This window comes from Aquabacterium olei (genome assembly GCF_003100395.1).
Classification (GTDB): domain Bacteria; phylum Pseudomonadota; class Gammaproteobacteria; order Burkholderiales; family Burkholderiaceae_C; genus Aquabacterium; species Aquabacterium olei.
On the sequence record NZ_CP029210.1, the window covers coordinates 2,984,171 to 3,010,911 of the forward strand.

25 protein-coding genes, 2 tRNA genes and 1 other RNA gene are annotated in these 26,741 nt (G+C 67.5%); 22 read left to right on the plus strand and 6 right to left on the minus strand.

Annotated elements, in window-relative coordinates:
- The first annotated feature begins 89 nt into the window (after positions 1 to 89).
- From DEH84_RS13375 to DEH84_RS13400, 6 genes are all read left to right on the plus strand, one after another.
- Positions 90 to 557: an NINE protein gene (locus DEH84_RS13375; RefSeq protein WP_109037299.1), complete on the plus strand. Its 468-nt coding sequence runs from the start codon at positions 90 to 92 to the stop codon at positions 555 to 557.
- 109 nt (positions 558 to 666) lie between these two features.
- Complete coding sequence (locus DEH84_RS13380) at positions 667 to 1,785, plus strand: AIR synthase-related protein (protein WP_109037300.1); 1,119 nt, start codon at positions 667 to 669, stop codon at positions 1,783 to 1,785.
- A 4-nt stretch (positions 1,786 to 1,789) separates the two neighbouring features.
- A complete protein-coding gene (locus DEH84_RS13385; RefSeq protein WP_245932588.1) occupies positions 1,790 to 2,023 on the plus strand; it encodes a SlyX family protein in 234 nt (77 codons plus the stop codon).
- 104 nt (positions 2,024 to 2,127) lie between these two features.
- Positions 2,128 to 2,225: signal recognition particle sRNA small type (ffs, locus tag DEH84_RS13390), an RNA gene on the plus strand.
- A 108-nt stretch (positions 2,226 to 2,333) separates the two neighbouring features.
- A complete protein-coding gene (gene aroB / locus DEH84_RS13395; protein ID WP_109037302.1) occupies positions 2,334 to 3,458 on the plus strand; it encodes a 3-dehydroquinate synthase in 1,125 nt (374 codons plus the stop codon).
- A gap of 21 nt (positions 3,459 to 3,479) precedes the next feature.
- The gene (locus DEH84_RS13400; RefSeq protein WP_109037303.1) at positions 3,480 to 4,607 is read left to right on the plus strand and encodes a deoxyguanosinetriphosphate triphosphohydrolase; all 1,128 of its coding nucleotides are present in this window, start codon (positions 3,480 to 3,482) and stop codon (positions 4,605 to 4,607) included.
- 13 nt (positions 4,608 to 4,620) lie between these two features.
- On the opposite strand, the gene DEH84_RS13405 is transcribed toward DEH84_RS13400, so the two are convergent.
- Entirely contained in the window at positions 4,621 to 6,027 is a 1,407-nt protein-coding gene (locus DEH84_RS13405) for a glycosyltransferase family 2 protein (RefSeq protein ID WP_245932589.1), read from the minus strand.
- A gap of 166 nt (positions 6,028 to 6,193) precedes the next feature.
- Here DEH84_RS13405 and DEH84_RS13410 point away from each other — a divergent pair, with 166 nt between their 5' ends.
- The 15 genes from DEH84_RS13410 (at position 6,194) to DEH84_RS13480 (ending at position 20,110) form a co-directional block, all read left to right on the plus strand.
- The gene (locus tag DEH84_RS13410; RefSeq protein ID WP_109037305.1) at positions 6,194 to 7,279 is read left to right on the plus strand and encodes a glycosyltransferase family 2 protein; all 1,086 of its coding nucleotides are present in this window, start codon (positions 6,194 to 6,196) and stop codon (positions 7,277 to 7,279) included.
- 267 nt (positions 7,280 to 7,546) lie between these two features.
- Entirely contained in the window at positions 7,547 to 8,548 is a 1,002-nt protein-coding gene (locus tag DEH84_RS13415) for a flagellin N-terminal helical domain-containing protein (protein WP_109037306.1), read from the plus strand.
- Between the two features lie 244 nt (positions 8,549 to 8,792).
- Positions 8,793 to 9,752, plus strand: a complete 960-nt coding sequence (locus DEH84_RS13420; protein ID WP_109037307.1) for a flagellin N-terminal helical domain-containing protein — start codon at positions 8,793 to 8,795, stop codon at positions 9,750 to 9,752.
- Between the two features lie 107 nt (positions 9,753 to 9,859).
- Entirely contained in the window at positions 9,860 to 11,362 is a 1,503-nt protein-coding gene (gene fliD, locus DEH84_RS13425) for a flagellar filament capping protein FliD (RefSeq protein WP_109037308.1), read from the plus strand.
- Positions 11,363 to 11,487: 125 nt separating this feature from the next.
- The gene (fliD, locus tag DEH84_RS13430; RefSeq protein ID WP_109037309.1) at positions 11,488 to 12,768 is read left to right on the plus strand and encodes a flagellar filament capping protein FliD; all 1,281 of its coding nucleotides are present in this window, start codon (positions 11,488 to 11,490) and stop codon (positions 12,766 to 12,768) included.
- Between the two features lie 184 nt (positions 12,769 to 12,952).
- On the plus strand, positions 12,953 to 13,363 hold the full coding sequence (gene fliS, locus DEH84_RS13435) for a flagellar export chaperone FliS (RefSeq protein WP_245932590.1): 411 nt from the start codon (positions 12,953 to 12,955) through the stop codon (positions 13,361 to 13,363).
- The gene (locus DEH84_RS13440) at positions 13,360 to 13,707 is read left to right on the plus strand and encodes a flagellar protein FliT (protein WP_109037311.1); all 348 of its coding nucleotides are present in this window, start codon (positions 13,360 to 13,362) and stop codon (positions 13,705 to 13,707) included. The genes fliS and DEH84_RS13440 overlap by 4 nt, the downstream gene beginning before the upstream one ends.
- A gap of 19 nt (positions 13,708 to 13,726) precedes the next feature.
- On the plus strand, positions 13,727 to 14,491 hold the full coding sequence (locus DEH84_RS13445; protein ID WP_109037312.1) for a flagellar brake protein: 765 nt from the start codon (positions 13,727 to 13,729) through the stop codon (positions 14,489 to 14,491).
- A 46-nt stretch (positions 14,492 to 14,537) separates the two neighbouring features.
- A complete protein-coding gene (gene hemC, locus DEH84_RS13450; protein WP_109037313.1) occupies positions 14,538 to 15,485 on the plus strand; it encodes a hydroxymethylbilane synthase in 948 nt (315 codons plus the stop codon).
- Positions 15,486 to 15,492: 7 nt separating this feature from the next.
- The gene (locus DEH84_RS13455; RefSeq protein WP_109037314.1) at positions 15,493 to 16,293 is read left to right on the plus strand and encodes a uroporphyrinogen-III synthase; all 801 of its coding nucleotides are present in this window, start codon (positions 15,493 to 15,495) and stop codon (positions 16,291 to 16,293) included.
- 58 nt (positions 16,294 to 16,351) lie between these two features.
- Complete coding sequence (locus DEH84_RS13460; protein WP_245932591.1) at positions 16,352 to 17,512, plus strand: uroporphyrinogen-III C-methyltransferase; 1,161 nt, start codon at positions 16,352 to 16,354, stop codon at positions 17,510 to 17,512.
- Between the two features lie 20 nt (positions 17,513 to 17,532).
- The gene (locus tag DEH84_RS13465; protein ID WP_109037316.1) at positions 17,533 to 18,789 is read left to right on the plus strand and encodes a heme biosynthesis HemY N-terminal domain-containing protein; all 1,257 of its coding nucleotides are present in this window, start codon (positions 17,533 to 17,535) and stop codon (positions 18,787 to 18,789) included.
- 104 nt (positions 18,790 to 18,893) lie between these two features.
- A tRNA-Arg gene (locus DEH84_RS13470) sits at positions 18,894 to 18,970 on the plus strand.
- Positions 18,971 to 19,001: 31 nt separating this feature from the next.
- Positions 19,002 to 19,078 (plus strand) — tRNA-Arg (locus DEH84_RS13475).
- Between the two features lie 189 nt (positions 19,079 to 19,267).
- The gene (locus tag DEH84_RS13480) at positions 19,268 to 20,110 is read left to right on the plus strand and encodes a tetratricopeptide repeat protein (protein ID WP_109037317.1); all 843 of its coding nucleotides are present in this window, start codon (positions 19,268 to 19,270) and stop codon (positions 20,108 to 20,110) included.
- Between the two features lie 18 nt (positions 20,111 to 20,128).
- Here DEH84_RS13480 and DEH84_RS13485 read toward each other — a convergent pair whose 3' ends face one another.
- From DEH84_RS13485 to DEH84_RS13505, 5 genes are all read right to left on the minus strand, one after another.
- On the minus strand, positions 20,129 to 20,824 hold the full coding sequence (locus DEH84_RS13485) for a TVP38/TMEM64 family protein (RefSeq protein WP_159098962.1): 696 nt from the start codon (positions 20,822 to 20,824) through the stop codon (positions 20,129 to 20,131).
- Between the two features lie 143 nt (positions 20,825 to 20,967).
- Positions 20,968 to 23,736, minus strand: a complete 2,769-nt coding sequence (locus DEH84_RS13490) for a PAS domain S-box protein (protein WP_109037319.1) — start codon at positions 23,734 to 23,736, stop codon at positions 20,968 to 20,970.
- Between the two features lie 71 nt (positions 23,737 to 23,807).
- A complete protein-coding gene (locus DEH84_RS13495; RefSeq protein ID WP_109037320.1) occupies positions 23,808 to 24,185 on the minus strand; it encodes a response regulator transcription factor in 378 nt (125 codons plus the stop codon).
- Between the two features lie 10 nt (positions 24,186 to 24,195).
- On the minus strand, positions 24,196 to 25,284 hold the full coding sequence (locus DEH84_RS13500) for a sensor histidine kinase (RefSeq protein WP_109037321.1): 1,089 nt from the start codon (positions 25,282 to 25,284) through the stop codon (positions 24,196 to 24,198).
- Between the two features lie 21 nt (positions 25,285 to 25,305).
- Positions 25,306 to 25,989, minus strand: a complete 684-nt coding sequence (locus DEH84_RS13505) for an excisionase family DNA-binding protein (protein ID WP_159098963.1) — start codon at positions 25,987 to 25,989, stop codon at positions 25,306 to 25,308.
- A 172-nt stretch (positions 25,990 to 26,161) separates the two neighbouring features.
- Here DEH84_RS13505 and greB point away from each other — a divergent pair, with 172 nt between their 5' ends.
- Positions 26,162 to 26,734 carry a transcription elongation factor GreB gene (gene greB / locus DEH84_RS13510; protein WP_109037323.1) on the plus strand — a complete coding sequence of 191 codons (573 nt, stop codon included), beginning with the start codon at positions 26,162 to 26,164 and terminating at the stop codon, positions 26,732 to 26,734.
- Positions 26,735 to 26,741 lie beyond the last annotated feature (7 nt).

Consider the following 26,741-nt stretch of genomic DNA (forward strand, 5'->3'; position numbering starts at 1 on the left):
CCCGGGATCGGGCGCTCAAGGAAAGCCCGCAGCTCGGGCCAGAAAACCGCGGATTATAGTCTCCCGAAACCGCTTTGTGTGAACACACCATGCAAGTCGCGCCGACACCCGCCAAATCGAAGACGCTCGCGACCTGGCTGGCCTTCCTGGTCGGCACCCTGGGCCTGCACCGCTTCTACCTGCACGGCCTGCGCGACCGGCTGGGCTGGGCGCTGCCGGTGCTGACACTGATCGGCCTGGCCGGCCTGCGCCGGGTGGAGCAATACGGTCAGGACGACGTCCTCTCGTGGCTGCTGCTGCCGGTGCTCGGCTTCACGGTGGCCGGCACCATGCTGCAGGCCATTCTTTACGGGCTGACGCCGGACGCCCGCTGGCACGCGCGGCACAACCCCGACCTGACCGACCCCGCCGCAGCCCCGCACAGCGGCTGGGCTGCTGTCATTGCCGTGATACTGGCCCTGATGGTGGGCGCCACGGTGTTGATGGCCACCATCGCGTTCTCGGGCCAGCGCTACTTCGAATACCAGGTCGAAGAGGCCCGCAAGATCAGCCAGTGACGGCCGGGCGCGCCACGCGGGCTCCGGGTGCCGGATAATCCCGCCTTTGCGCATCGCCGTCCGGCCTCGTCTCACCCCGGATGGGCCTCAACCGATTTCCCCGACCGCCATGACTTCTGCCACGCCCTCCTCCCCGCTGACGTACGACCAGGCCGGCGTCAACTACGACCTGATCGACCCGTTGAAGGTGGCCGCCCAGCGTGCCGCGGCGGAAACCGGCACCCACCTGGCCAGCCACGGCTTCAGCGAGGTGCTGGCCTCGCGCGGCGAGTCGGCCTATGTGGTGGACGTGGGCCCGATGTACCTGGCCTCGATCGTGGAATGCCTGGGCACCAAGACGCTCGTGGCCGACGAGATGGCCACGCTGACGGGCAAGAGCTACTACGACGGCATCGCGCAGGACACCATCGCCATGGCGGTGAACGACCTGATCACCGTGGGTGCCACGCCGCTGGTGGTGCAGGCCTACTGGGCCGCCGGCGGCTCGGACTGGTTCGGCGACAAGGTGCGTGCCAACGCGCTGGTGGCCGGCTGGAAGAAGGCCTGCGAGGTGTGCAACGTGGCCTGGGGCGGCGGTGAAACCCCCGCGCTGGCCGGCATCGTGGCCGATGGCCGCGTCGACCTGGCCGCCTCGTGCACCGGCATCATCAGCCCCAAGGAGCGCCTGTCGGTGGGCGACAAGCTGGAAGCCGGCGACGCCATCGTGCTGCTGGCCTCCAGCGGCATCCACGCCAACGGCCTGTCGCTGGCCCGCAAGCTGGCCGAGCGCCTGCCGCAAGGCTACCTGACCGACATCGGCAACGGCCAGACCTATGGCGAAGCCCTGCTGGCCCCCACGGTGCTGTACTCGCCCGTGACCGAAGCGCTGGCCAAGGAAGGCATCATTCCGCACTACTGCGCGAACGTGACCGGCCACGGCTGGCGCAAGCTGCTGCGCCACCCGAAGGCGCTGACCTACCGCATCACCGCCCTGCCGGAGAAGACGCCGGTGCTGGCCTTCATGCAGAAGGAGTGCGGCCTGGACGACCACGAGGCCTACGGCACGCTCAACATGGGCGCCGGCTTTGCGCTGTACGTGGCCGCCGACCAGGCGGAGCGCGTGGTGGCCGTGGCCCAGTCGCTGGGCATCCCGGCGCTGGTGGCCGGCCGCGTGGAAGAAGGCCCCAAGCAGGTCGTGATCGAGCCGCTGGGCGTGACCTACGGCGCCGACGAGCTGCAGCTGCGCTGAGCGCATGCCTGACAAACCCATGCCACGGGAGGCCGAGACAGCCGCCCGGCTCGAATCGCTGGAGATCAAGGCCGTCTACCTGGAAGACCTGGTCGACAGCCTGAACACCGTGGTCGCGCGGCAGCAGGCCCACATCGACCTGCTGCTGCACGAGGTGCGCCGCCTGCGCGAGCAGACCGACGAGGGCGCACCGCCCGCCTTCCGCAGCCTGCGCGACGAGCTGCCGCCGCACTACTGAGCCACCCGGCCCGCCTCTTCGCCCACACCGGAAGAGGCCTTCTCACGCACAAGGGCACCACAGCCATCCAGGGAAGAGGCCGAGGATCGCTTACAATCCGCGGTGACGGGCCTCCCTGCATGGGGGCGCGGCCAACCGGGTCAGGTCGGGAACGAAGCAGCCCCAACCGTTAGCCAACAGTGCCAGGTCAAGGCTCGTCACCCTTTCCTTTCCAGATGCCCCCTGCGTCGCGGCCGGGACCGAACTTCCGCGAAGTTCGGGGCGCTTGAACAGACTGTTCGACCACCCGCTGACACCGACGACCGCGTTCATGGCATCCACGCACCTGCCCCCCGCTTCTCCCGCCCCCGCCGGCACGGCCAACGTGGCCATCGACCTGGGCGACCGGAGCTACGACATCCTGATCGGCGAGGGCCTGCTGGACGACCCGACGACGTTTGCGGGCTTGCCCAAGTCCACCAAGGCGCTGATCGTCACCAACACCACGGTGGGGCCGCTCTACACCGAGAAGCTGCGCGCGGCCATTGCCCCGCTGCACAAGCAGGTGCTCGACATCGAACTGCCCGACGGCGAGCAGTACAAGGACTGGCCGGCGTTGAACCAGGTGTTCACCCGCCTGCTGGAAGAAGCCGCCGACCGCAAGACGGTGCTGTACGCGCTGGGCGGCGGCGTGATCGGCGACATGACGGGCTTTGCCGCGGCCTGCTACATGCGCGGCGTGCCCTTCGTGCAGGTGCCCACCACGCTGCTGGCCCAGGTGGATTCGAGCGTGGGCGGCAAGACCGCCATCAACCACCCCGCCGGCAAGAACATGATCGGCGCGTTCTACCAGCCGCAGCGCGTAGTGTGCGACATGAGCACGCTCGACACCCTGCCCCAGCGCGAGTTGCTGGCCGGCCTGGCCGAGGTCATCAAGTACGGCCCGATTGCCGATGCCGCCTTCCTGGGCTGGCTGGAAGACAACCTCGATGCGCTGCTCGCGCGTGACCGTCAGGCGCTGAAGTACGCGGTGCAGCGCTCGTGTCAGATCAAGGCGTGGGTGGTGGGCCAGGACGAGAAGGAAGCCGGCCTGCGCGCCATCCTGAACTACGGCCACACCTTCGGCCACGCGATCGAGGCGGGGCTGGGCTATGGCGAATGGCTGCACGGCGAGGCCGTGGGCTGCGGCATGGTGATGGCCGCCGACCTGTCGGCCCGCCTGGGCCTGATCGACACGGCCACGGCCGACCGCATCATCGCGCTGATCAAACGGGCCGGGCTGCCGACCCGGGGCCCCGATCTGGGCGCCGACCGCTACATCGAGCTGATGCAGGTCGACAAGAAGGCCGAGGGCGGCGAGACCCGCTTCGTGGTGATCGGCCCGCTGGGACAGGCGGGCATGCGCGGGGCGCCGGACGCCCTGGTACGCGATGTGATTGCCACCCACACCCGCTGACACCACCGGAAACGAGACACCATGTGGTTAGCCCCTTACGCCAGTCATCCTGAGCAGACCAAGGGGCGCCGCCACCCCGAGCCGGCGGCCCCGACGCGCAGCGACTTCCAGCGCGACCGCGACCGCATCGTGCACAGCACGGCGTTCCGGCGGCTCGTTTACAAGACGCAGGTGTTCCTGAACCACGAGGGCGACCTGTTCCGCACGCGGCTGACGCACTCGCTGGAGGTGGCGCAGCTGGGGCGCTCGGTGGCGCGGTCGCTGGGGCTCAATGAAGACCTGGTCGAGGCCATTGCGCTGGCGCATGACCTGGGCCACACGCCGTTCGGCCATGCGGGCCAGGACGCGCTGAATGCCTGCATGCAGGGCCACGGCGGCTTCGAGCACAACCTGCAGTCGCTGCGGGTGGTGGACAAGCTGGAAGAGCGCTACCTGGGCTACGACGGCCTGAACCTGAGCTTCGAGACGCGCGAGGGCATTCTCAAGCACTGCTCCCGTGCCCACGCCGAGGCGCTGGAAAAGCACGAGCCGGGCGGCGTGGGCCGGCGCTTCATCAAGGGCCATCAGCCCAGCCTGGAGGCGCAGCTGTGCAACCTGGCCGACGAGATCGCCTACAACGCACACGACATCGACGACGGCGTGCGCTCGGGCCTGATCACGATGGAGCAACTGGAAGCCGTGCCGCTGTTCGTGCGCTTCCGTGATGAGACGCTGAGCGAGTTCCCGCACGCCAAGGGCCGGCGCCTGCTGTTCGACACCATCCGCCGGATGCTGTCACAGCAGGTGTACGACGTGATCGACGCGACGCGCGCCCAGATTGCCGAGCACCTGCCGGTGACGGCCGACGAAGCGCGGCGTTGCCCGCCGCTGGTGCGCTTCAGCGCGTCCATGCGCGAGGCCAGCACGCAGCTCAAGCGTTTCCTGTTCAAGGAGCTGTACCGGCATCCGCAGGTCAACGAGATGACGGCGAAGGGACGGCGCGTCATCACCGAGCTGTTCGAGGCCTATGTGGCCGATCCGAAGGCGATGCCGGCCGACTATGCGGCGCGAGAAGACCTGCACCGGGCCGTGGCGGATTACATCGCGGGGATGACGGATCGGTTTGCGGTGAAGGAGCATGAGCGGGTGACGGGGGAGCGGGTGTTTTGAAGCACCCGCGGCGTCACGTCCGCGGCGTGAGTTCGCAGACCATCTTGTCGAACACGAGCGATTCGGCCCTCAGCTCCGGCGCCATCTCCAGCCACCAACGGGCAATCATCTGCTCCTGCTCGCGGTCGAAGTCATCCAGATAGAGGTGGAAGCCCTGGAGCGACAGATGCCCCGCAATGGCGGGCAAGGCAGGCAGGCGCGCGAACAGGCCCGTGGCCTCGGGCGGGCCATCGACGACGACCACGTCGAACCGCTCGTCGGGGGACAGGAAGCCCATGTCGTAGAACCGGGTGGTGTGCCCGAAGCACGATGCCTCGACCAGCGGACAGTGCACGACGCGGGCGTGGTCGCCCAGGGCATGGGCACGGATCGCGGCGGCTGTGCTGGCGGCCCAGTCCGCGTCGTGCTCGACGCTGGTGAGGGTGCCGCCACGGGCCGCTACCAGCTTGCCCAGAACCCGCGAACCCCGCCCTGAACCGAATTCGAGGACGCGCGGCTGGCGGTATCCATCCAGCGTGTCTGCCAGATGGTTCAGCATGCCGACGTCCAGCGCCCATCCGCCCAGCTGGACCAGCCAGGCCAAGGGGATGTGCTCGCGCTGGACCAGACGCTCCAGCGCAAGCTGACGGAAGGGCATCTGCGCCACCTGCCGCTCCAGCGCGTCGAGCCGGGCAAAACACTGCGCGGTGGACACGTGCATCTGATGCAGCTTCACACCCAGCCCGTGGTCCATCGAGGGGCGGTGCTCATGCACCGGCCGCCAGCAGGGCAAGGGCGCCTGACTGCGTACCCACTCGGCACGCTCGCGCTGTCGGGGCGAGCTCAGGCCGCCATGTCCAGCGTGGTGTGACAAGGGGTTGGTGGTGGTGTAGCGGTAGGCGGCGCGAGGCAGGAACAGGTACCTGCGGGTCTGATCCAGCACGGGGTAGGCGATCGCCATGTCGCATGCGCAATCCAGCCAGGCGCCGGACTCGTCCTTGAAATAGGAATCCGGCACACGCTGGATCAGCAACTGTCGGAAGCTGAAGAGGTGGCTGCTGGCCCAGCCCTGACGCCGAGGAGAGTCGAACGGATCCAGCGGCCCATTGCCGTCCGCCACGCCGGTGTCGGTTTCGAAGTCCGTCCACACCACATCGAAGCCGTCCTGATAGGCCCGGGCGATGGCGTGAAGGGCGTCGGGATCGATCAGCGCGTCATCCCCGTCGACCACGGCGATCCAGGTGTAGCCCGTGGCGCCACGCAGCAGCTCGAAGGCATGCCGGGCCTTGCCCCGCTGCTCCGGGCTGCGCACGACCCGGTGCCGGCCTGGCAGGCTGGCAGCCAGCGCACGCTCGGCCAGGCCCGCGGTGTCATCGCTGGAGGCATCGTCCACGAAGAGCACATCGAACGCCGCGTCCTGTTGCGCCGCGAGGCTGCGCACGCATCGCTCGACATATGGCGCGGCATTGCGGGCGCAGACCCACACCAATCCTCGATCACTTGACGGCTGGTCCATCTTTTTTCACTTTGCTGACGGTGCGCACACCATAGTATGGAATGCTGGATGGACAAGCCGTGATCAATCCTGCTTTTGCAAGACACATTCCATGTACAGAACCGCCCTGGTCCTCATTGCCCGCAATGAAGCGCACTGCATCGAGCGCTGCCTGAACAGCCTTCGGCCCTGGGTAGATCAGATGATCGTGCTGGACACCGGCTCGGAAGACGACACCCCGGCACGGGCGGCTGCGGCAGGCGCCGAAGTGCACCATTTCCAGTGGGTGGACGACTTCTCCGCGGCGCGCAATGCCGCACTGGCGCACAGTCAGGCTGACTGGAACATCGTGGTCGATGCCGATGAGTGGCTGGACAGCGGCGGCGAGGCCCTGGCCGGACTGCGACAACAGCATCCAGATTTCGTGGGGGCGCTGTTTGTGAACAGTTCGTTCGACACCTCGACTTCAGGGGTGTCGGCCCATGCGGGCAGCTGGATCTCCCGGGTGCTGCCACGCGGCATCCAGTATGAGGGTCTCATCCATGAACAACCACGTCATGCCCTGCCCGTTGTCCGCCTGCCAGTCACGCTGGGCCACGATGGCTATGAACGCGCTGCGATGGACCACAAAGGGAACCGCAATGCCCTGATTCTTCAGCGTGCGTTGCAGAGCGAGCCGGACAACGCCTACCTGCTGTATCAGGCTGGCAAGGACCACGAGGTCCACGATCGGTTCGAGGCCGCCCACGCTGCCTATGTGCAGGCCTGGGCACGCTGCGATCCCGGCGCACCCTGGCGGCACGATCTGTTGATTCGGCATCTCTTCGTGATGAAGCAGGTGGGCGCACTGGCCGATGCCCTGGCCCTCGCTGAACAGGAAATGCCCTACTGGATGCACTCGGCCGACTTCTTCTTCACCCTGGGGGATCTGTTGCTGAGCCAGGCCGTTGCGGCGCCCAGCGAGGCGTCGGTCATCCTGCCGGTGATCGAGTCCAGCTGGCAGCGCTGTCTGGAACTTGGAGACACACTGGACCTCGAGGGCAGCGTCGCGGGACGCGGTTCCCATCTGGCGGCGCACAACCTGATGGTCTTCCATGAGAGCCTGGGACAGGCAGAACCTGCGGCGTATTACCGGGATCTGGCGGAACGCCTGAAATCGACCAACGCGGTCTCAAGTCACTCCAGTGGGCGCCGATAAGGTTTCTTCGTCTTGCACGAAGTCGACGAACAGAAGCCGCAAATAGCGCGAAAAAAGTCACTCAAGTAGTGGCTGCAGCGGTCGAAAACTGAATCAACGGTGCTTGACACAGCATCGCGGTCCGGTTAGCCGACCCACCCTCGACGCCCATGGCTTCACAGGTGCACAGGTTGACTAGCGTCGGGCAAGGCGGGTGTCACAACCCACCACAAAGCCAAACCTTACGGCGCAGTCGCCGGTCGTTATTGCAGCTTCAGGAGTTTCACCATGCCGCAAACCATCAACACCAACATCGTTTCGCTCAACGCCCAGCGCAACATGGGCTCCGCCCAGGCTTCTCTGGCCACCTCAATGCAGCGCCTGTCGTCGGGTCTGCGCGTGAACTCGGCCAAGGACGATGCCGCCGGCCTGGCCATCGCCGAGCGCATGAGCTCTCAAGTGCGCGGCATGAACGTCGCTGTGCGCAACGCCAACGACGGCATCTCGCTGGCTCAGACCGCTGAAGGCGCGCTGGGCAAGATCGGCGACAACCTGCAGCGCATGCGTGAACTGGCCGTGCAATCGCGTAACGCGACCAACAGCACCGGCGACCGGGCAAACCTGCAGAAGGAATTCGTGGAACTGCAAAAGGAAATCGACAGAACCCTGAACGGCACCAAGTTCAACGGCAAGAAGCTGTTCACTTCGGAGGGTGCAGATCTGGCCTTCCAGGTGGGCGCAAACACCACCGCAGAAGACCGCATCACCGTCGCAGGTGCCAACTTGTCCGGCGGCACTGCAGGCGCAGCCACAAGCAAGACGGACGCAACGACGCTGTCCGACGCGTATGACGATGCCACGACCGACGCCGCTCGGGACACCGCCGCGCAAGCCATCATGGCGACGATCACGTCCGGCACAGGCTCCACAGCTGGTCAATGGACTGCATCTGCCGGCATCGGCATCGCCTCGAAGGATTCCGCTGGCACAGACGTGACCGACGTAGGCGGTGGTATCGACGCTGCGATCGACGTGATCGACAAGGCCCTGGACATCGTCAACGACAAGCGCGCATCCTTCGGGGCAGCCCAGAACCGCTTCGAGGCCGTCATCTCGAACCTGAACGTCAACATCGAGAACCAGTCTGCCGCCAAGGGCCGCATCATGGACGCCGACTTCGCAACTGAAACCGCCAACCTGTCGCGCTCGCAGATCCTGCAGCAGGCCGGCAACGCGATGATCGCCCAGGCCAATCAGTTGCCTCAGCAGGTTCTGTCGCTGCTGCGCTGATCGACAACTAGGCCGGCCTGGCCGGCTTTTTTTCATGCCGCGAGAAGCCGCACACCGAAGCACCGGTGCGCGGCTTCTCTCTTTTCATTAAGGGCACTTTCGCCCTGCTTTTCACGGGAGTCCCGGGGGCCATTCGACCGAATACTTGTGCTCAACAGGTCGCCACAACGTCATTGCGTTTTCAGGCCTGCGTAGGCTGACCGATCGGGTGATCGGACGTCATGAACATTTGTAGGAGTGCATCATGCCCCAGACGATCAATACCAACATCGTGTCGCTCAACGCACAGCGCAACCTGAACTCTTCTCAGAACTCGCTGGCCATCTCCATGCAACGCCTTTCCTCGGGCATGCGAGTCAACTCGGCCAAGGACGACGCCGCCGGCATGGCCATCGCCGAACGCATGAACAGCCAGATTCGTGGAATGAACGTAGCTGTGCGCAATGCCAACGACGCCATCTCGATGTCGCAGACCGCGGAAGGGGCGCTCGGCAAGATCGGCGACAACCTCCAGCGCATGCGCGAACTGGCTGTGCAATCACGCAACGCCACGAACAGCACGGGTGACCGAGCCAACCTTCAAAAGGAGTTCCTGGCGCTTCAGGCTGAGATCAGCCGCACGATCAATGGCACCTCGTTCAATGGAAAAAAGCTGTTCGACGGCACCAGCGGCACCCTTGACTTCCAGATAGGCGCAGGCACGACAAACGACGACCGCATCAGCATTGATGCAGTGGATCTGTATGGCGCAGGGGCAACCGATGCCAACAAGGCAGATGCATCATCCACCGTCGCCGCCACCCGTGCGGCTCTGGCCGATGGAGCGGTGCTGCAGACCGCGGTGTTGAGTTATGGGGACGATGCACAGGGCATTTCGATCGGTGGCGTTCGAGACGATGGAACGACTGCGATCGACGGCACAGACATCGACGCCGCCATCAACGTCATCGACGAAGCACTTACTCGAATTAACGATAACCGCGCAAGCTTTGGCGCAGCGCAGAATCGATTTGAAGCGGTCATTGCCAACCTGCAGGTCAACGTCGAGAACCAGTCCGCCGCCCGCGGCCGCATCATGGATGCCGACTTCGCCGCCGAAACCGCGAACCTGTCACGCGCCCAGATCCTGCAGCAAGCCGGCAATGCCATGGTGGCCCAGGCCAACCAGCTCCCGCAACAGGTGCTGAAGCTGCTGCAAGGCTGATCAGCGTCCCGCCGCTTCGCTCAAGTTCAGCGATCCGCAGCCGACAACTTCCTGAGCAGCACCGCCGCCGCGCGGTGCACCTCGTCCGTCTCTGAAGGATCACCGCCATGGCGACCACCTCTTCCATCTCGGGCTCTGCGGGCACCTTGTCCTCGCTTGGCGTGGGCAGCGGCCTGGACGCGGAAGGAATCGTCACAAAGCTGGTGGCGCTGGAGCGGCAACCGATCACGCGCCTGCAGGAGCAGGTGTCGAAGATCCAGACCAAGATCTCGGCCTACAGCCAGGTGAAGTCGCTGGTCTCCGGCTTCCAGGATGCGACCCAGAAACTGCTCGATCCGGGCTTCTGGAACAGCATGAAAGCCACCTCGTCGGACACGTCGGTGCTGTCCGTTTCCACCAGCACTGGCGCGGCCAGCGGCAATTACAACGTGGTGGTCGCGCGCCTGGCCTCGTCGCAGTCCATCGTCAGCAAAGAGGCGGTGAAATCCGGCACGTCGACCGCGTTGAACGCCAGCGGCAAGCTCACGATAGAGCTAGGCACCTGGTCGTCCTCAACTCCACCAACCTTTGCGGTCACAACAGCGGCTGACGGCACAACGCCGACACCAGTAAGCGTCGAGGTCGAACCCGGCGACTCGCTGGAGAAGATCCGCGACAAGATCAACAGCGCCAAGGCTGGCGTCACTGCCTCGATCGTCAAGGACGCGAACGGGGCTCGCCTTGTGATGAGTGGCACCCAGACAGGCGAGGCCAACGGCTTTCGCATCACAGCAGGAGCGCCTTCTGCAACGCCGGAAGGTGCTGCTTCCAGCTTTGTGGCCGGACTGGCCTACGACCCGGAACAGAGCACGAGCGGCACCACCCTGACGCAGGCTGCGGGAAACGCACAGGCCACCATCAACGGGGTGGACGTCACCTCGGCATCCAATACCTTCTCCGAGGTGCTGACCGGCGTAAGCCTGACGGTCAGCAAGGTCAGCACATCGCCCGTGCAAGTGGCGGTCGCACAAGACAACGAGACGCTGACAAAGGCTTTCAATGACTTCGCCAGCGCCTACAACAGTTTGTCGAGCTACTTGAAGACCAACACCAAGTACGACGAGTCCAGCAAAAAGGGCGGCACGCTGCAAGGCGACAGCATGGCCGTGTCCGTGCTCAACCAGCTGCGTGCGCGGTTGGGCAGCAGCAACACCGCCAGCAGCGCGTTCGGAACCCTCAGTTCTGTCGGGTTGCAAATGAGTACAAGCGGCACGCTCACCGTCAACGCCACCAAGCTCAATGCAGCCCTCGGCAACCTGACCGAACTGAAGAAGTTCTTCACCAACGAAGGCACCGAAGGCGGCACGAACGTAGGCCTGGCCAATACGCTCCGGACGGTGACGCGCAGCATGCTGGACACCGATGGCCCGATCAGCACCCGCACGGCAGGCTTGCAGACCACCATCAAGAACAACGAGAAGCAGCAGGAGCGCCTGGACGACCGCGCGGCACTCTATGAAAAACGCTTGCGGGCGCAGTACACCGCGCTGGACAAGGCCATGGCTTCCATCACCCAGCAAAGCGGCTACGTGACCCAGGCTCTCAAGGCGTTCAACAGTTCGAGTTCGTGACAATGTCACGCTGAGCCACTCAAGCTCCCCCGTCTCTCACCGATAACCGATCAGAAGCCGTTGGGCTGCGTTCTCTCGCAGCCGCTTTCGGCTTTGGATGTATCGCTTCGGCAGAGGTGGGCCCCATGGCTTCCGTTCAACTCACTGGTTCAGTGCCGCAGCCCAGCGTACCCGTCGCTGTCGGGGTGCTATCGGGTGCGGAAAAGCTGCTGGACACCCCTTCTCCGGCCAGTTCTGGCGCGGATGTCGACACACGCCTGTCAGCGGACGGTCAGCTGCAAAGCACGCTTGCGGCCCTACAGGATGCCCTGCACAAGCTCGCGTCCCCGCAGACCTGGCTGGCCACACGGGCCCGCTCTTCCGACCCGGATGCGGTCAGCGCCGTCAGCGACGCGGGTGCGCGCCCCGGGCAGTACGCCGTCAAGGTGACGCAGCTTGCACAAGGACAGGTTTCCAGTTTCTCATCGCTTTCCACCCCGGTCGCACTGGCGGTGATGCATGTCGAATCGGGCAAGTGGGATGCAGCGCAGTCCACGTTCGCAACCAACCCGAACTGGCCCAAGGCAAGCATCACGTTCGGGCCGAAAGACACCTCCATGGAAGAGGTGCGAGACCGCATCAATGCTGCGGGCGTGGGCGTGCTGGCAACCGTGGTCAGTGATGCGACCGGCACGCGCCTCATCCTCCGCTCCACGGGGACCGGCGTCATGCAAGGATTCCGCACCACGGCGGAGTCGACCTCCGGGGCGCGAGCCAGCGAGCAGATGCCGATGGACGACGCGGCCGTACAGGCCCTGGCCAGCGGTTGGGGAAGTGTCCGCCTGGAACAGCCTGCCCGGGACGCGCAGATCGAAGTGGACGGCCAATCTGTCAACAGCGCAGATGGCACAGCGTTTCACGCACAGACGGGGCTTTACCTGCGTGCCAATCAAGTCACCGAGCGCGCGATCACGGTCACAGTGGAACCCGATCTGAGCGCCATGCAGGAGGGCGTACAACGCGTGGCGAGCGCCTTCAATGCGCTGCGAGAGCAACTTGAAAGCCCCGAAGCAGCGAACCTGTCACGCGAGCGAACTGAGGGCGCGCATGCTCTCCTTGATGCCGTGGCGAAGGTGGTGAATGGCGCGCGGGGAGGCTCATCACCCCGCCTCTCGGAATTTGGCATCTCGCTGGACACCTCGGGACGCATGGCGCTGAACAACGACGTGCTGGCTCAATCTTTGAGCCAGTCGCCTGACAGACTGCGGGACCTACTGAAACTGAACGCGCTCAACGCCCCGCCATTGGATCACGTCGAAGTTCCTGTTGCCCCCGATGCTCGTGTGGAGGCGGGCTCACCCTCCTCCGCGATTGCACGACAGCGCTGGCTGTCTCAGTACCGCCTGGATGAGTTCGTCAGCGCCTGACGCTCGGCTGCAAAACGGGCCAAAAAACCCGTCATTTCAACAGCTTCAAGGTGTGACAAAGGTTCAAGCTCTGCCCGGTCGAGGCCGATAAACAAGCAACGCTGTTGATCAGCTCCACCGACAGAGACGCAAGATGTACCCATCAGCACGAGGCTTCAGTTCCAGCATGTACAGCACGAGCAACATGAGCCAGATGTATCGACGCATTGACGTCGAGACGGGGGTCAGCGGCGCATCCGGTCACCAGCTGACGCTCATGCTGTTCAATGGCGCGCTGGACGCCATTTCCCAGGCAAAGGGCGCCATGCAGTCCGGCCAGATCGAGGCCAAATGCGCGGCCATCACCCGCGCCATCCGCATCGTCGACGAGGGACTCAAGGCGAGCCTCAATCCGGCTGCTGGCGGTGAACTGGCCGGCAACCTCGCCAACCTCTACACCTACGTCGCCACCCGACTGATGTCGGCAAACCTGCGCAACGACGCGGATCTGCTCGAGGAATGCACGCAGCTGCTGACCCCGCTGCGCGACGCCTGGGCCGCCATTCGCCCGCAGGAAGCTGTGGCCGTGCACGCCCAAATGGAGCTCCGCGCATGAACGCCCCCGAAATCCTCGGCCACACCGACGAAGAACTCTTCCACGGCAGCCTGCTGGGCTACTACGAAGCGATCGAGACCGCCAGCCACGACATGCTCAACGCCGCCCGCAAGGGCGACTGGGACACCGTGGTGAAGCTGGAAGGCGCCTGCGCCGTGCTGATCGCGCAGCTCAAGCACGCCTCGGAAGAGCACCCGATGGGCCCGTCGGAACTGGCGCTCAAGACGCGCATCATGCAGCGCATCCTCGTCAACGATGCCGAGATCCGCAACCTGGCCGAGCCCTGGATCAACGACCTCAGTCGCATGATGGGCAACACCACCGATCCGACGAAGATGCATTGAGCCCTCGGGCTAATCCGACATGGACACCCGCACCCCTTCCACGCCCGCATCCCGCGGGCGTGTTGCCGATCTGGACGACTTCCGCATCACGTCGGCCGTCGAGATTGCAGCGCTGCTCCGCCAGATGCACGACGAGCACGCGCTGGTCACATTGAGTGCGCCGGGCGGCGCCAGCTACACCACGGTGCTGCTGACCATCGACCCGCAGCGCCACACCGTGACCCTCAGCGCCGAAGAGGGCGATGCCCGCATCCAGGCCCTGCTGGACAGCAACGAGGTGTCGGCCGTGGCCTACCTCGACAGCATCAAGGTCGAGTTCGACATGGATGGGCTCGTGCTCGTGCACGGCACCCAGGGCAGCACGCTGCACGCCAGCCTGCCGACCGTGGCCTACCGCTTCCAGCGCCGCGCCGCCTTCCGTGTGCAGCCGCTCGCATCGAGCACCCCCCTGGCCCGGCTGGTTCACCCGGCTCGGCCCGATGCCCCGCTCGTGTTGCGCGTGCTGGACGTCAGCCTGCATGGCGTGGCGCTCCTGTTGCCGGCCGATGCACCCCTGGTGGCCGCGGGCAGCCGCATCCAGGCTGTCGACCTGGAGCTGGACGAGGAAACCCAGCTGAGCTGCGACCTCATCGTGCACCACGTGACGGCCCTCGGCACGCAGGGCCCGGCGCACCGACTCGGCTGCGAGCTGGCGGGCATCGACCCGCGCGACCGCACCCTGGCCCTGTACGTCAACCAGACGCAGAAACGTCGGCTCGCCACCTTGGGCAGCATCAAAGGCTGAGCCTGCCTTCGTGCCCGCTTGGCCGTCAGGCCCGATAATGCCGGGCATGAGCACCACCGCCTTGTCCCCCTGGGTGATCGCCACCCGTGAAAGCCGCCTGGCCCTGTGGCAGGCCGAGCATGTCCGTGACATCCTGTCGCGCCGCTTCGGCCGGCCCGTCGACCTGCTGGGCATGACCACCCAGGGTGACCAGATCCTCGACCGCGCCCTCTCCAAGGTCGGCGGCAAGGGCCTGTTCGTCAAGGAACTCGAAGTCGCGCTCGAAGAAGGCCGGGCGCACCTCGCTGTGCATTCCTTGAAGGATGTGCCCATGGAGCTGCCTGACGGCTTCGTGCTGGCCGCCGTGATGGAGCGCGAAGACCCGCGCGATGCGCTGGTGTCGTCCCGCTACGCGTCGATCGAAGCCCTGCCGCAAGGCGCGGTGGTGGGCACCTCCAGCCTGCGCCGCCTGGCCCAGCTGCGGGCCTTGCGTCCCGACCTGAAGATCGAGCCCCTGCGCGGCAACCTCGACACCCGTCTGCGCAAGCTCGACGACGGCCAGTACGACGCCATCGTCCTCGCGGCCGCCGGGCTCAAGCGCCTGGGCCTCGAAGGCCGCATCCGCGCCCTCATCGCACCGTCGGTGATGCTGCCCGCGGCGGGCCAGGGCGCCCTCGGCATCGAAATCCGCACCGGCAACGCCGAACTCGCCGACGCCATCGCCTCGCTGGCCCACATGCCGACGTGGCTGGCCACGCTGGCTGAGCGGGCGGTGTCGCGCGCATTGGGCGGCAGCTGCTCGATGCCGCTGGCCGCGTTCGCCCAGTGGCGCGAAGGCCAGCTGGTGCTCGACGCCCGACTGGGACACCCGAGCGCCAGCGGCCTGGTGGAAGCCAGCCTGAGCGCCACCCCGGCCGATGCTGCCGAAGCCGAGGCCATGGGCCAGGCGGTTGCGCAGCGGCTGCAGGAGCAGGCCGGCCCGGAATGGCTGGCTGCGCTGCACCCCGCAGCTTAATCCGCCCATGCGGCTGCTGGTCACCCGGCCCCAGCCCCAGGCCGATGCCTGGGTAGCCGACCTGCGTGCAGCCGGGCTCGATGCCGCGGCCTTGCCCCTGATCGCCATCGAAGGCCCGGCCGATCCCGAGCCCGTTCGGGCGCTGTGGCAGGGGCTGGCCGCGCACCGATTGCTGATGTTCGTGAGCCCCGCGGCGGTGCAGTGGTTCTTTGCCCTGCGGCCGACCGAGGCACGCTGGCCTGCCACCTGCCTGGCCGCGACGCCCGGCCCGGGCACGGCCCAGTCTCTGCAGGCAGCCGGCGCCCCCAGCGGTCTGACACCGCAGCAGATCCTGACCCCGCCCAGCCAGGCCAGCCAGTTCGATTCCGAACACCTGTGGCCTGTCCTGGCCCCGCTGGACTGGGCCGGGCAGCGCGTGGCCATCCTGGGCGGCGGCGACCAGTCCGACGTCAAGGGCCGCACCTGGCTGGCCGAGCAATTGCGCGCGCGCGGCGCCACCGTCACCCCGGTGCTCGCCTACCAACGCGGCCCCGGCACCTGGCAGGCCCCCGAGCAGGCGCTGGCTCGCGCTGCGCTGGCGGACCCCGCCGCCCACCAGTGGCTGTTCAGCAGCTCGCAGGCCATCGACCATCTGATCGCCCACCACCTGCCCGCCTGGTCCCTTTCTGTACCCGACTGGGCAGCCCACCAGGCCCTGGTCACCCATCCGAAAATCGCCGAACACGCCCGGCGCGCGGGCTTCGGACACCTTGTTCAGACCCGTCCCACGCTCGAGGCCGTCGTGCAGGCACGACGCACGGCCGCCTGAGTCGGCCCCACGCCTTTTTGTCACGGGCGCACGCTGGGCCGCTCGATACAATCAAAGCGTGACCGATACCACCCCACCTCAAGCCACCGAGCCCGCACTGCCCGCGTCCCCTCGCGCAGGCGACGACACCGTCACCCCGTCCGGGCAGCCCGGGTGGATGCGCTGGACCGTTCTGGCGCTGGCCGCTGCCGCCGTCGCGACCGGCTGGTCTGCCTGGCAGACGCAGCAGCGCGTGCACAGCCTCGAACAGGAGCTGGTGCGCCGACAGCAGGACAGCCAGGGCCAGGCCACCGAGGCCCGCGTGGCCGCCAAGCAGGCCCAGGAGCTCTCGCGCGAGGCCGCGGCCCGCGCCACGCTGCTCGAAACCCGGCTGGCCGAGGTCGCCCTGCAGCGCACGCAGGTCGAAGACCTCGTCAAGAACCTGAGCCAGTCACGCGACGAGAACCTGCTGGCCGACATCGAATCGAGCCTGCGCGTGGCCGCACAGCAGGCTTCGCTGACGGGCAGCGCCGATCCCATCGTGGCCGCGCTGCAATCGGCCGACGAACGCCTGACCCGTACCCGTCAGCCCCGGCTGGACAACGTCCGCCGTGCCATCGCCAAGGACCTTGACCGCGTGAAGGCCACGCGCGTGGCCGATCTCGTCACCCTGGGCATCCGCCTCGACGAGGCCATCCGCCTCATCGACGAGGTGCCCCTGCTCAACCAGCCCGAGGCCACCATGGCAAAGGGCCGCCCGGTGCCTGCACCCAGCCGGCCCGCGCTGCGCAACGCCCAGACCACCAAAGGGGCGTCTGCCCCTGGCGCGGCCTCCGAAGCAGCCTCTGGCGAGCCGGGCTGGAGCGAGCAGGTGCTGGGCTGGATCAGCGGATCGGCCCGCACCGTGTGGGACGAAACCCGCGGCCTCGTCCGCCTGACCCGCGTGGACCGTCCCGAGGCGATGCTGATCTCACCCGAGCAAGGCTTCTTCGTGCGCGAGAACATGAAACTGCGCCTGCTCAATGCCCGCGTGGCCCTGCTGAGCCGCCAGACGCACACCGCCACCGCCGATCTGCAGGCCACGCAACAGGCCGTGTCCCGCTACTTCGACACCAGTTCGCGCAAGACCCAGCTGCTGCAATCGCTGCTGGCCGAAGTGATCGGCCAGGGCCAGCACACCGTGGTGCCCCGCCCCGATGACACGCTGGCCGCGCTGATCGCGGTCAACGGCGGTCGCTGAGCCCCGGAAGGACACAAGGCATGCGTTCCATCGTCTGGCTTCTGCTGCTGGCCGTCGTGGCCGTGGTCGGGGCCACCGCCCTCGGCGCCAATGACGGCCTCGTCACCCTCTACTGGATGGGCTGGCGCGCCGACCTCTCGCTCAACCTCTTCCTGATCAGCCTGATCCTGATCTACCTGGCCGTGTACTCGCTGATCCGCGGGCTCGACGGCCTGCTGGATCTGCCGCAGCGCGCCCGACGCTGGCGCCTGAACCAGCGCGACCGTCTGGCGCAGGCGGCCCTGCGAGAAGGGCTGGCGCTGTACATGGCCGGTCGCTACAGCCGAGCCCACCGCGCCTGCCAGAAGGCGATCGCCATCCAGGCCGACACGCCTGAACTCGCGCTCGACGCCGAGTTCACGGCCCTGGCCCACCTGCTGTCGGCGGGCAGCCTGCACCGCCTGCAAGACCGCCCGCGCCGCGACGAGCAGCTGCGGCGCGCCATCGAGCTCTCGCAGCTGACGCGCAAGCCGCGCCCGACAGAAGAAGGCGCGCGCCTGATGGCCGCCGAATGCGCGCTGGAAGACCGCGACGCCCCCAAGGCCCTGCGCGATCTGGCCGAGCTGCCGCCCGGCGTGGCACGCCGCACGCAGGCCCTGCGCCTCAAACTCCAGGCTGCCCGGCTGGCCCGCCAGCCCGTCGAGGCGCTGCGCACCGCCCGCCTGCTGGCCAAGCACCAGGGCTTCACGCCGGTTGCCGCCGAAGGCCTGCTGCGCACACTGGCCACCGAGACACTCGATTCGGCCCGCGACGCCGACCAGCTCCGCAACGTGTGGTCGCATCTGGACCCCGCCGACCGGCGCGACCCGATGGTGGTGGCGCATGCCGCACGGCGCATGGCCTCCCTCGGCGCCCCGACCGATGCACGGCAGTGGCTGGCCCCGCTGTGGGACCGCCTGACCGAGCAAGCGCCCGAGGCCGTCGACGCGCTCACCCAGGCCCTGGGCGACAGTCTGATCGGCCTGGAAGCCGAGTGGCTGCCCCGCCTGGATGCCTGCACGCAGATGGCCCTGCGCCATCCGGGCCTGGCGCTGGTGCTGGGCCTGGCGTTGTCGGAACGGCAGCTGTGGGGCAAGGCGCGCGGCATGCTGATGTCGGCCGCCAATGACCAGGCGCTGGACACCGAGCGGCGCCGCACCGCCTGGGCCGCGCTGGGCCAGCTGGCCGAACGCGAACATCGCGACGACGAAGCCGCCCGCTTCTACCGTCGGGCCGCCCTGCCCGGCGAACGCGACTGATCCGCCACAGTGGTGTGGTGCTCGCCACACCGCGCCGCGGCGGCGCACAAAAAGTGCACCGTTTTGACGGCAGGGCTGAAAACATGCTATAGTTTCACTTCTCGGCGGCTGTAGCTCAGTTGGATAGAGTACTTGGCTACGAACCAAGGGGTCGTGGGTTCGAATCCTGCCAGCCGCACCAGTTTCGCAACTGGTAGCCGAGAACATTTTTAGCGGCTGTAGCTCAGTTGGATAGAGTACTTGGCTACGAACCAAGGGGTCGTGGGTTCGAATCCTGCCAGCCGCACCAAGCACATTGCGTTGTGCGCCAGAAGGTCAGATGTCTCAAGGCATCTGACCTTTTGTGTTTTTGCCTCCGCTTTCGTCACGCCGAGGCCCCTCCGGATGACACGCAGCGCGTATGCTGTCGGGCATTCAACCCAGGGCCGGCATGCACCGGCCCGGCTGCGCCACGCGCAGGACACCGGAGACAACGCCCATGCCCTCTTGCTCCCCCTCCCGCTCGCCATGGCGGCGCCCCCTGCTCGCCGCAGGTCTGCTGCTCGCCCTCATCGGCACGGCCTCTGCGCAGGACAGCACCCGCAGCGACTGGCTGCGCAACCCCGCCATGGGCAATTACAAGGCCTACGCCGAGTTCAAGATGGGGCACTACACCGAGGCCCGCCATGTGTGGGAGACGCTCACCGAGGTGGGCAACGGCGATGCGCTGTTCAACCTGGGCGTGCTGGCCGAAGATGGACTCGGCGAGCCGCGTGATCTGCGCAAGGCCGAGACGCTCTACACCGCGGCGGCACGGGCCGGCAACTTCAAGGCGCAGTACCGGCTGGGCCTGCTCTACAGCACCGGCGAGACCTTGTCTCGTGACTCGGCCCGGGCACGGCTCTATCTCGGCATGGCGGCGCAGGCCGGTGACACGGACGCACGCGCCCGCCTGGCGGCACTCGATCAGCCCGATCTGGCCTTGAGCCCGTACCAACAAGCGGAATCGCTGTCGGCCGCGGGCCGCCACACCGAGGCCGCCGCGCTGTATGCACGCCTGGCCGACCAGGGTGACCGCAGCGCCCAGACGCGGCTGGCCTGGATGCACGAGGCCGGCCGTGGCGTGCCGCGCGACCTGGCCGAAGCGGCCCGGCGCTTTCGTCTGGCGGCCGACGCCGGCGAGGCCGAGGCCCAGTACGCGCTGGCTGTGATGCACCGCACCGGCGTGGGCCAGGACAAGGACCTGCCGGCCAGCCTGCACTGGCTGAAGAAGGCGGCAGCCCAAGGCTATCCGGCGGCGTTGGCGGCCCTGCAATCGGGCAGCGCCGCCGGGCTGTATTGAGGATCGGCCCGCGCGGGCTCAGACCGGCGGCTGGCTCAGCCGGCGCCGCGTCCACCACAGCAGGGTCGCCACGCCCGCGAACACGGCGGCAAGGCTGGCCCATGCGCCGGGTCCCGGCTCGCGCCACACCGCGACCACACGGTCCATGAACAGCGACATCCCGACGGTGCCGGGCAGCAGGCCGAGAAAGCTGCCCAGCACGTAATCACGCAGGCGAACGCCCAGCGCACCGGCCGCGACATTGACGACCAGGAACGGCGCCACCGGCAACGCGCGGACCACCGCCACCGTCCACAGGCCGCGCCGGTGCAGGTGCGCCGACAGCAGCGCCAGCCGCCCGCCCGCTGCCCGGTCGATCAGCGCCGGGCCGCTCCAGCGCCCCACCGCCCAGGCAACGACCGCCCCCGCCAGCATCCCCGCCATCGCGTAGGCCATGCCGGGCCACGGGCCGAACACCAGCACGCCCGCTGCAATCAGCGCGGCCACGGGCACCGCCAGAAACACGGCCAGCACGTAGCCACCGATCACGGCCAGCGAGCCGAACGGGGTCTGCAACAGCGTGCGGCCAGCCTCTGACAAAGCCGGCAGGCTGAGCAGCGCCCGCGCCTGCGGCTGCTGCCACAGCCACACGAGCGCCACGCCCACCAGCGCGTAGGCCGCAATGAACAGCAAGCGCGCCCGCCGCAGCGGAGGCACAGAGAGCGAGGAAGGCAAGGACGGTCTCCAGGCGCAGCGGCCCATCGCCGCGCGCGCAGAGCGATGCTGCCCCGCCGCCCCGGGCCCGGCCATGCGGAGATGCCCCCGAACGAGGCCTCAGCCCCCGCGCTTCGGGGAGGCGCGCATCCCGCGCGCCACGCTCAGGCCAAGGCCGCCGCGGACTCGCCTTGCTGCGCCGCCGGCGCACCGCTCACCACCGGCAGCCACAGCACCACCGTGGTCCCCACGCCGTGCTCGCTGGTCAGCATCACCTGGCCACCGTGCAGCTCGATGATCTCCTTCACGATGGTCATGCCCAGGCCCGTGCCCGGAATGTTGCCCGAGGTGTCGGCGCGGAAAAAGCGTTCGAACACCCGCTCGAGCTGGTCGGGCGTCATGCCCAGGCCATGGTCGGTGACCTGGATGCCGACCTCGCCCTGCGCCCCCTGCGACCGCCACAGCAGCGACAGCTCGATGGCGCCGCCCCCCGGCGAATACTTGTAGGCGTTGGACAGCACGTTGGTCAGCGCCAGCGACAGCTTCTCCCGATCGACATCGACAACGATGGGCTCCTCGGGCAGGCGGTAGTCCACCTTGCGGGGGTCGTTGTGCACCAGCAGGCCCGACAGCGTGCCCTCGATCAGCGGCTGCAGCATCTGGCGCTCGCGCTTGAAGTCCTTGCCCCGGCGTGACTCGATGCGGGCCAGGTCCAGCAACTCGTTGACCAGGTTGATCAGCACCTGGGCCTGCCGGTGGATGGTCGACAGCATGTCGTTGCGCCGCTCGTCGCTGAACTGGCGCTTGAGCAGCAGTTCGGTGAAGCCGAAGATGCTGGCCATCGGCGTGCGCAGTTCGTGCGCGGCCATCGACAGGAACTCGCTCTTCATGCGGTCCACCTCACGCTCGTGCGTGACATCGCGGAAGTACATGACGGTCTCGTTGTCCTGCCCGCCGTGGCGCACGCGACGGGTGAGGGTGCGCGCGCATGGCGTATGCAGGTGGAGCAGTTCCCGCGGCCCGAACTGGCGTGCATCGCTCTCGGCGCTCTGCCCTTCGTGCGGCGCGACGGCATCGCTCTCGACCCACTGACAGCGCGCCATCAACTGCTCTTCCAGCGCCTCGATCGACTGCCCGACCAGATCGGCCGCCAGCAAGCCGGTCATGCGCTCGAAGGCCGGGTTCACGATGCTGACCTCGCCCCGCTTGTCCAGCACCACAAAGCCATCGGGGCTCAGGTCGAACACGGCATTGAGACGCTCGGTGCGCAGCTGCAGCACCTGCTCGGCCGCGATGCGATCGGTGATGTCCGACTGCACGCCCACGTAATGCGTCAGCTCGCCCTCGGCATTGAGCACGGGCGAGATGGCCAGCTCGTTGTAGAACAGGCTGCCATCCTTGCGATAGTTGCGCACGACCACCTGACAGGGCCGGCCCTCACGGATGGCCTCGCGCATGGCTTCGATGCCCGGCTGGTTGCGATCGTGACGCTGCAGCAGGCTGCAGTTCAGGCCCAGCACCTCGTGGGCCTCGTAGCCGGTGATCTTCTCGAACGCGGCGTTCACGTAGATCACGGGGTGATTGGGCAAGGTCATGGACGCGATCACCACGCCATCGGCCGACGAAGCCAGCGCGCGGTCACGCAGAATGAGCTCCTGCTCGGCCCACTTCGCGTCGGTGGTGTCGCGCACGATGAAGGTCTGGATGCGCTCGCCGTCCAGCGTGGCCCGGCTGGCCGACACCGCCACCGGAAAGGCCGTGCCCTCGTTGCGCAGCCCCGTGGTCTCACAGCCGATCACGCGGTTGGAGAAGCCATGGTTGGCAAACCAGTCGTCCAGGCCGTCGGGCGACAGCGCGGGCAGCACGCTGTTGATCGGCTGCCCCATCAGCACGTCAGGCGGCCGGCCGAAGATGCTGGTGGTGGCCTGATTGCACCATCGCACCAGCCCCTGGCCGTCGACCATCACGATGGCATCGGCCGCGGTGTCCATCACCGCCTGGTTGCGGGACTGCGTGCGCTGCAGCTCGGCCGACATCTCGCTGGCCATGCGGGCGGCCCGCCTGCGCGTCGAAATGAGCATCAGGTAGACATGCAGCGCCGTGAGCGTGCAGACCAGCCCGAACGCTGCGGCCGCCCAGACGCTGGCGTAGCGCATCAGGCCCTGCCACCACCCACGCGCCTGTTCGTGGCCCTGCAGCGTGAGGGTCAGGCGCTCGCCGGCCAGCATGATGCCAACGTCGCGGTGCCAGCGGTTGCGCGTCCCATCGTCCAGCATGGGCGCCGAAGGTGCCCCTGCCGCGTCGTGCAGCGGCACGGGCACCTTGCCGAACAGCCGGGCCCACAGCAGCCAGTCGCCTCGAGGCAGGGCCGCGGGCAGCAGATCGGCGTCATTCAGCAACGTCACGACCCAGCCTCGCGAAGCGGGCAGCGCGCGTGCCATGAAGCGGCTCCCGCTCGCCGCCCCGGTGGCCGGCGGACACAAGGTGGTGGCGCTGCCCTCCACATGCACCAGGCAGGACGCCAGCGCCTCGCTCTCGGCCGGGGGGTAGCCTCCCAGCCGACCCAAGGCCGCGGGCGATGCGGCCTCGCCCTTCACACGCACGATGCGGGCAGCGGGCCAGGTGGCAGAGGCCGTCCCGCGGTCGTTGGCGCCGAACCAGGCCGCCGCCTGCTCCAGCGTCGTCACGCGCTGCATCAGACGATCCTGCAGCAACATCTGCAGCCGCACGGCATCGGCATCGAACTCGTGCCGGGTCCGTTCGGCCTCGATGCGCCACACGGTGAAGACCATGGCCGCGGTCAGCAGCACCCCGATGGCACCGATGAGCGTCAGGGCATGCCCCAGCGGAATCCGCCCGGTCAGGCGCTCCAGCGCCGAGATGAGCCGTTCCAGGGTGGCGGGAAGCTCCACTGCATCACGACGATGGTTCATGGCCTCACTCCTTGCGCCCGCATGGGGGCCGTCACGGGGTGCCCGGCACCTCGCTCGGTGCAGGGCTGTCCTCAGGCAACGGTCGAGACCATGGCCTCCACGCGCTCGATCAGCTCCAGCGGGCTGAACGGCTTGACCAGGTACGCGTCGGCGCCTGCCGCCTCGCCAGCAGCAAGGTCCGTCGCCTGACCGCGCGCCGTCAGCATGACCACCTGGATCGCCTTCAGCTCGGGATCCTGCTTGATGCGGGTGCACACCTGGTACCCGTCCAGCAGGCCCGGCATCATCACGTCCAGCAGCATCACCGTGGGCCGGATCGCCCGGGCCATGGCCAGACCGGACTCACCGTCGTGGGCCTCGTGGATTTCGAAATCGCCGAACTCCAGCGTCATGCGGATCAGCTTGCGGATGTCGGCCTGGTCTTCAACAATCAGGATGCGGTGGGCCATGGCGGTCTCCTCAGTTCACTTTCTTGCTCATGCTGCGGGCCAGCAGTTGCGACATGTCGCGGGCATAGCGCTGGGCCTGCTCGACGGACAGCTGGGCGTCCTGCGTGGCGGGCGCCCCGGCGGGGATCTCGAGCACGAAGTCGACGCCATCGAGATCGTCCTCGATGCGCACCGAGCCGCCGTGCTGTTCCAGGATGCGTTGGCTCAGCGCCAGGCCGATGCCCTGGCGCGCCACGGGTTTGGGCGAGTCGCCCACACCGAAGGGCACATACGCCTTGCGGCGCTCGTGGTTGGACACGAACAGGCCCTGGTTGCGGGCGCGCACCATCACCCGCGTGCCCACCGCCTGCACCGACAGGTCGATGAGCCCGCCGGGCTGCGCGCTGCGGATGGACTGCTCCAGGTACTCGGACATGGCCTTGCCCAGCCAGTGCACGCTGCCATAGACCGGCGGCAGCTCGCCCTCCACGCCGTTGACGGCCACCGTGACGTTGCGGGCAGAAGCCAGGTACATCACCTCGTCCAGCGCCTTGCGCAAGAGGTCGGGCAGCAGAATGCGCTCGTCGCGCTGGATGGCGCTCTCGCCGAAGACGCTGACCAGGTCGTGCAGCTTGCCCAGCTTGCCCGACAGCGCCGAGGCCTCTTCGGCCAGCGCCTGCAGTTCGGGCGCGATGCCCGGGCGCGCCAGGATCTGGCTGATCGCCGGCAACTTGCCGGCCAGCATCTCGATCGGGCGGGCCATTTCGGCGTCGATGTAGCCGATCAGGTTTTCCAGCGCGTGCGAGTACCAGCGCTCCTCCGAGACGTTGTTGAGCACCACCATCAGGTCGGTGCCCACCGGCGCATTGATCACCACCGCGCGAATCGTGTCGGGGTTGGCCTCCTGCGTCGTCAGCTCGAACTGGAACGGCAGCGTCAGCATGTTCTGCCCGGCCGCCTTGACGGTGCGTTCGGCCACCGGGTCCATCATCGGCTGGCCCAGCATCACGGGCGTCATCTGCACCGCGGCCTTGTTGGCATAGCGCACCACCCCGTTGCGCTGCACCCAGACCACGCCACTCTTGACCTGGTCAAACAACATCCGGAAAGCGTCGTTCATGGTGTTCCTTTTCTGGCGCCTTCAGCTGGCACGCTGTCCCAGCAACTGGCGACCGACCCGCACGGCAATCGCCTCGGGCGACACCGGCAGGTGAATCCGCTCCGCGGCCAGTGGCAGGCCACCGCGGCGGGCAATTTCGTGGTCGCTGGCCGCACTCAGCACCAGCACGCGCATGCCGGCGAGTGACTCACATCGCTCCAGCGTCCGCAGCATCGCCATGCCGTCCATCCCGGGCAGGTCCAGGTTGGTCACCAGCAGGTCGGGCGCGCGCTGGCCGATCTGCAGCAAGGCCAGGTAACCGGTTTCGGCCATCCGCATCGTCACCGAAGGCCCGAACGGCTGCACGGCGGCTTCGCAGCGCGCCTGCCACTGCGGGTCATCGGCCACCAGCAGCACGTCCAGCGGCCGGGTGCCCTGCACGGCGTCGCGCGGACGGGCGGGTGGGGGCTGCACCTCGGGCACGGCAGCGAGCGCACGCGCCCGCTCGGCCGCGCGGGGCACTTCTCCACCCAGCCCGGTGCTCAGGGCCAGCGCCTCGACGGCGTTGTACGGAATGCGCCGGTGCCCCCCGGGCGTGCGAGCGGCCGGCAGGATGTCGGCCTCGACCCACAGCTGCACGGTGCGCAGCGAAACACCCAGGCGGAGGGCGGCCTCGCGGGTGGTCAGCATGCGGGCCGCGGGGCCCAAAGGAATCACGTGGGACATGGGGCACACCTTTTTGTCGCGCCAGTGGGGGGTCTCACCCATGTTGTCGGCAGACATTTCAGTTTTTCGAGTTCCACAACCTCACCCGCAGGCCCCTGGAGCACAAAACACCCACGGGGCGTGCAGAAGTCGCATTTGGCGCCCCCCGTTGGATTGGGCACAATCGCGTCCCATGAGCAAAGCCTTCACGAAGGAACCCGAAGGCGACGAGGACGACGACGTCGCCCTGCCGCCGCTGCCTGCCGGCACCAAGAACTACATGACGCCCGAGGGCTACCAGCGGCTGCGCGCCGAACTGGTCGGTCTGATCGACGTGGAACGCCCCAAGGTGGTGGAAATCGTCCACTGGGCCGCCTCCAACGGCGACCGTTCCGAAAACGGCGATTACCTCTACGGCAAGAAGCGCCTGCGCGAGATCGACCGCCGCATCCGCTTCCTCACGAAGCGGCTGGACCGCGCGGAAGTGGCGGACCCCACCGCGCACCATGGCAACGACCAGATCTTCTTCGGCGCCACCGTCACCTACGCCAACCAGGCGGGGGTGGAGCGCACCATCACCATCAAGGGCATCGACGAGGTCGACAACCTCAATGGCGAAGTCAGCTGGATCTCGCCGATCGCCCGCGCGCTGCTCAAGGCCCGCGAAGGCGACGAGGTGCAGCTGATGACGCCCGGCGGGCTGGAACGGCTCGAAGTCCTGGAGGTGCGCTACCCCGCGCCAACCCGAGAGACCGACGGGCCCTGAAGCCCGC

Coding starts and splice junctions, on each gene's coding strand:
- DEH84_RS13400 (WP_109037303.1), top strand. CDS start 3,480: ATGTGGTTAGCCCCTTACGCCAGTCATCCTGAGCAGACCAAGGGGCGC.
- DEH84_RS13480 (WP_109037317.1), top strand. CDS start 19,268: ATGCCCTCTTGCTCCCCCTCCCGCTCGCCATGGCGGCGCCCCCTGCTC.
- DEH84_RS13415 (WP_109037306.1), top strand. CDS start 7,547: ATGCCGCAAACCATCAACACCAACATCGTTTCGCTCAACGCCCAGCGC.
- DEH84_RS13375 (WP_109037299.1), top strand. CDS start 90: ATGCAAGTCGCGCCGACACCCGCCAAATCGAAGACGCTCGCGACCTGG.
- DEH84_RS13440 (WP_109037311.1), top strand. CDS start 13,360: ATGAACGCCCCCGAAATCCTCGGCCACACCGACGAAGAACTCTTCCAC.
- DEH84_RS13455 (WP_109037314.1), top strand. CDS start 15,493: ATGCGGCTGCTGGTCACCCGGCCCCAGCCCCAGGCCGATGCCTGGGTA.
- DEH84_RS13385 (WP_245932588.1), top strand. CDS start 1,790: ATGCCTGACAAACCCATGCCACGGGAGGCCGAGACAGCCGCCCGGCTC.
- DEH84_RS13465 (WP_109037316.1), top strand. CDS start 17,533: ATGCGTTCCATCGTCTGGCTTCTGCTGCTGGCCGTCGTGGCCGTGGTC.
- aroB (WP_109037302.1), top strand. CDS start 2,334: ATGGCATCCACGCACCTGCCCCCCGCTTCTCCCGCCCCCGCCGGCACG.
- greB (WP_109037323.1), top strand. CDS start 26,162: ATGAGCAAAGCCTTCACGAAGGAACCCGAAGGCGACGAGGACGACGAC.
- DEH84_RS13420 (WP_109037307.1), top strand. CDS start 8,793: ATGCCCCAGACGATCAATACCAACATCGTGTCGCTCAACGCACAGCGC.
- DEH84_RS13495 (WP_109037320.1), bottom strand. CDS start 24,185: ATGGCCCACCGCATCCTGATTGTTGAAGACCAGGCCGACATCCGCAAG.
- DEH84_RS13490 (WP_109037319.1), bottom strand. CDS start 23,736: ATGAACCATCGTCGTGATGCAGTGGAGCTTCCCGCCACCCTGGAACGG.
- DEH84_RS13500 (WP_109037321.1), bottom strand. CDS start 25,284: ATGAACGACGCTTTCCGGATGTTGTTTGACCAGGTCAAGAGTGGCGTG.
- fliD (WP_109037308.1), top strand. CDS start 9,860: ATGGCGACCACCTCTTCCATCTCGGGCTCTGCGGGCACCTTGTCCTCG.
- DEH84_RS13410 (WP_109037305.1), top strand. CDS start 6,194: ATGTACAGAACCGCCCTGGTCCTCATTGCCCGCAATGAAGCGCACTGC.
- hemC (WP_109037313.1), top strand. CDS start 14,538: ATGAGCACCACCGCCTTGTCCCCCTGGGTGATCGCCACCCGTGAAAGC.
- DEH84_RS13380 (WP_109037300.1), top strand. CDS start 667: ATGACTTCTGCCACGCCCTCCTCCCCGCTGACGTACGACCAGGCCGGC.
- DEH84_RS13505 (WP_159098963.1), bottom strand. CDS start 25,989: ATGTCCCACGTGATTCCTTTGGGCCCCGCGGCCCGCATGCTGACCACC.
- fliD (WP_109037309.1), top strand. CDS start 11,488: ATGGCTTCCGTTCAACTCACTGGTTCAGTGCCGCAGCCCAGCGTACCC.
- fliS (WP_245932590.1), top strand. CDS start 12,953: ATGAGCCAGATGTATCGACGCATTGACGTCGAGACGGGGGTCAGCGGC.
- DEH84_RS13445 (WP_109037312.1), top strand. CDS start 13,727: ATGGACACCCGCACCCCTTCCACGCCCGCATCCCGCGGGCGTGTTGCC.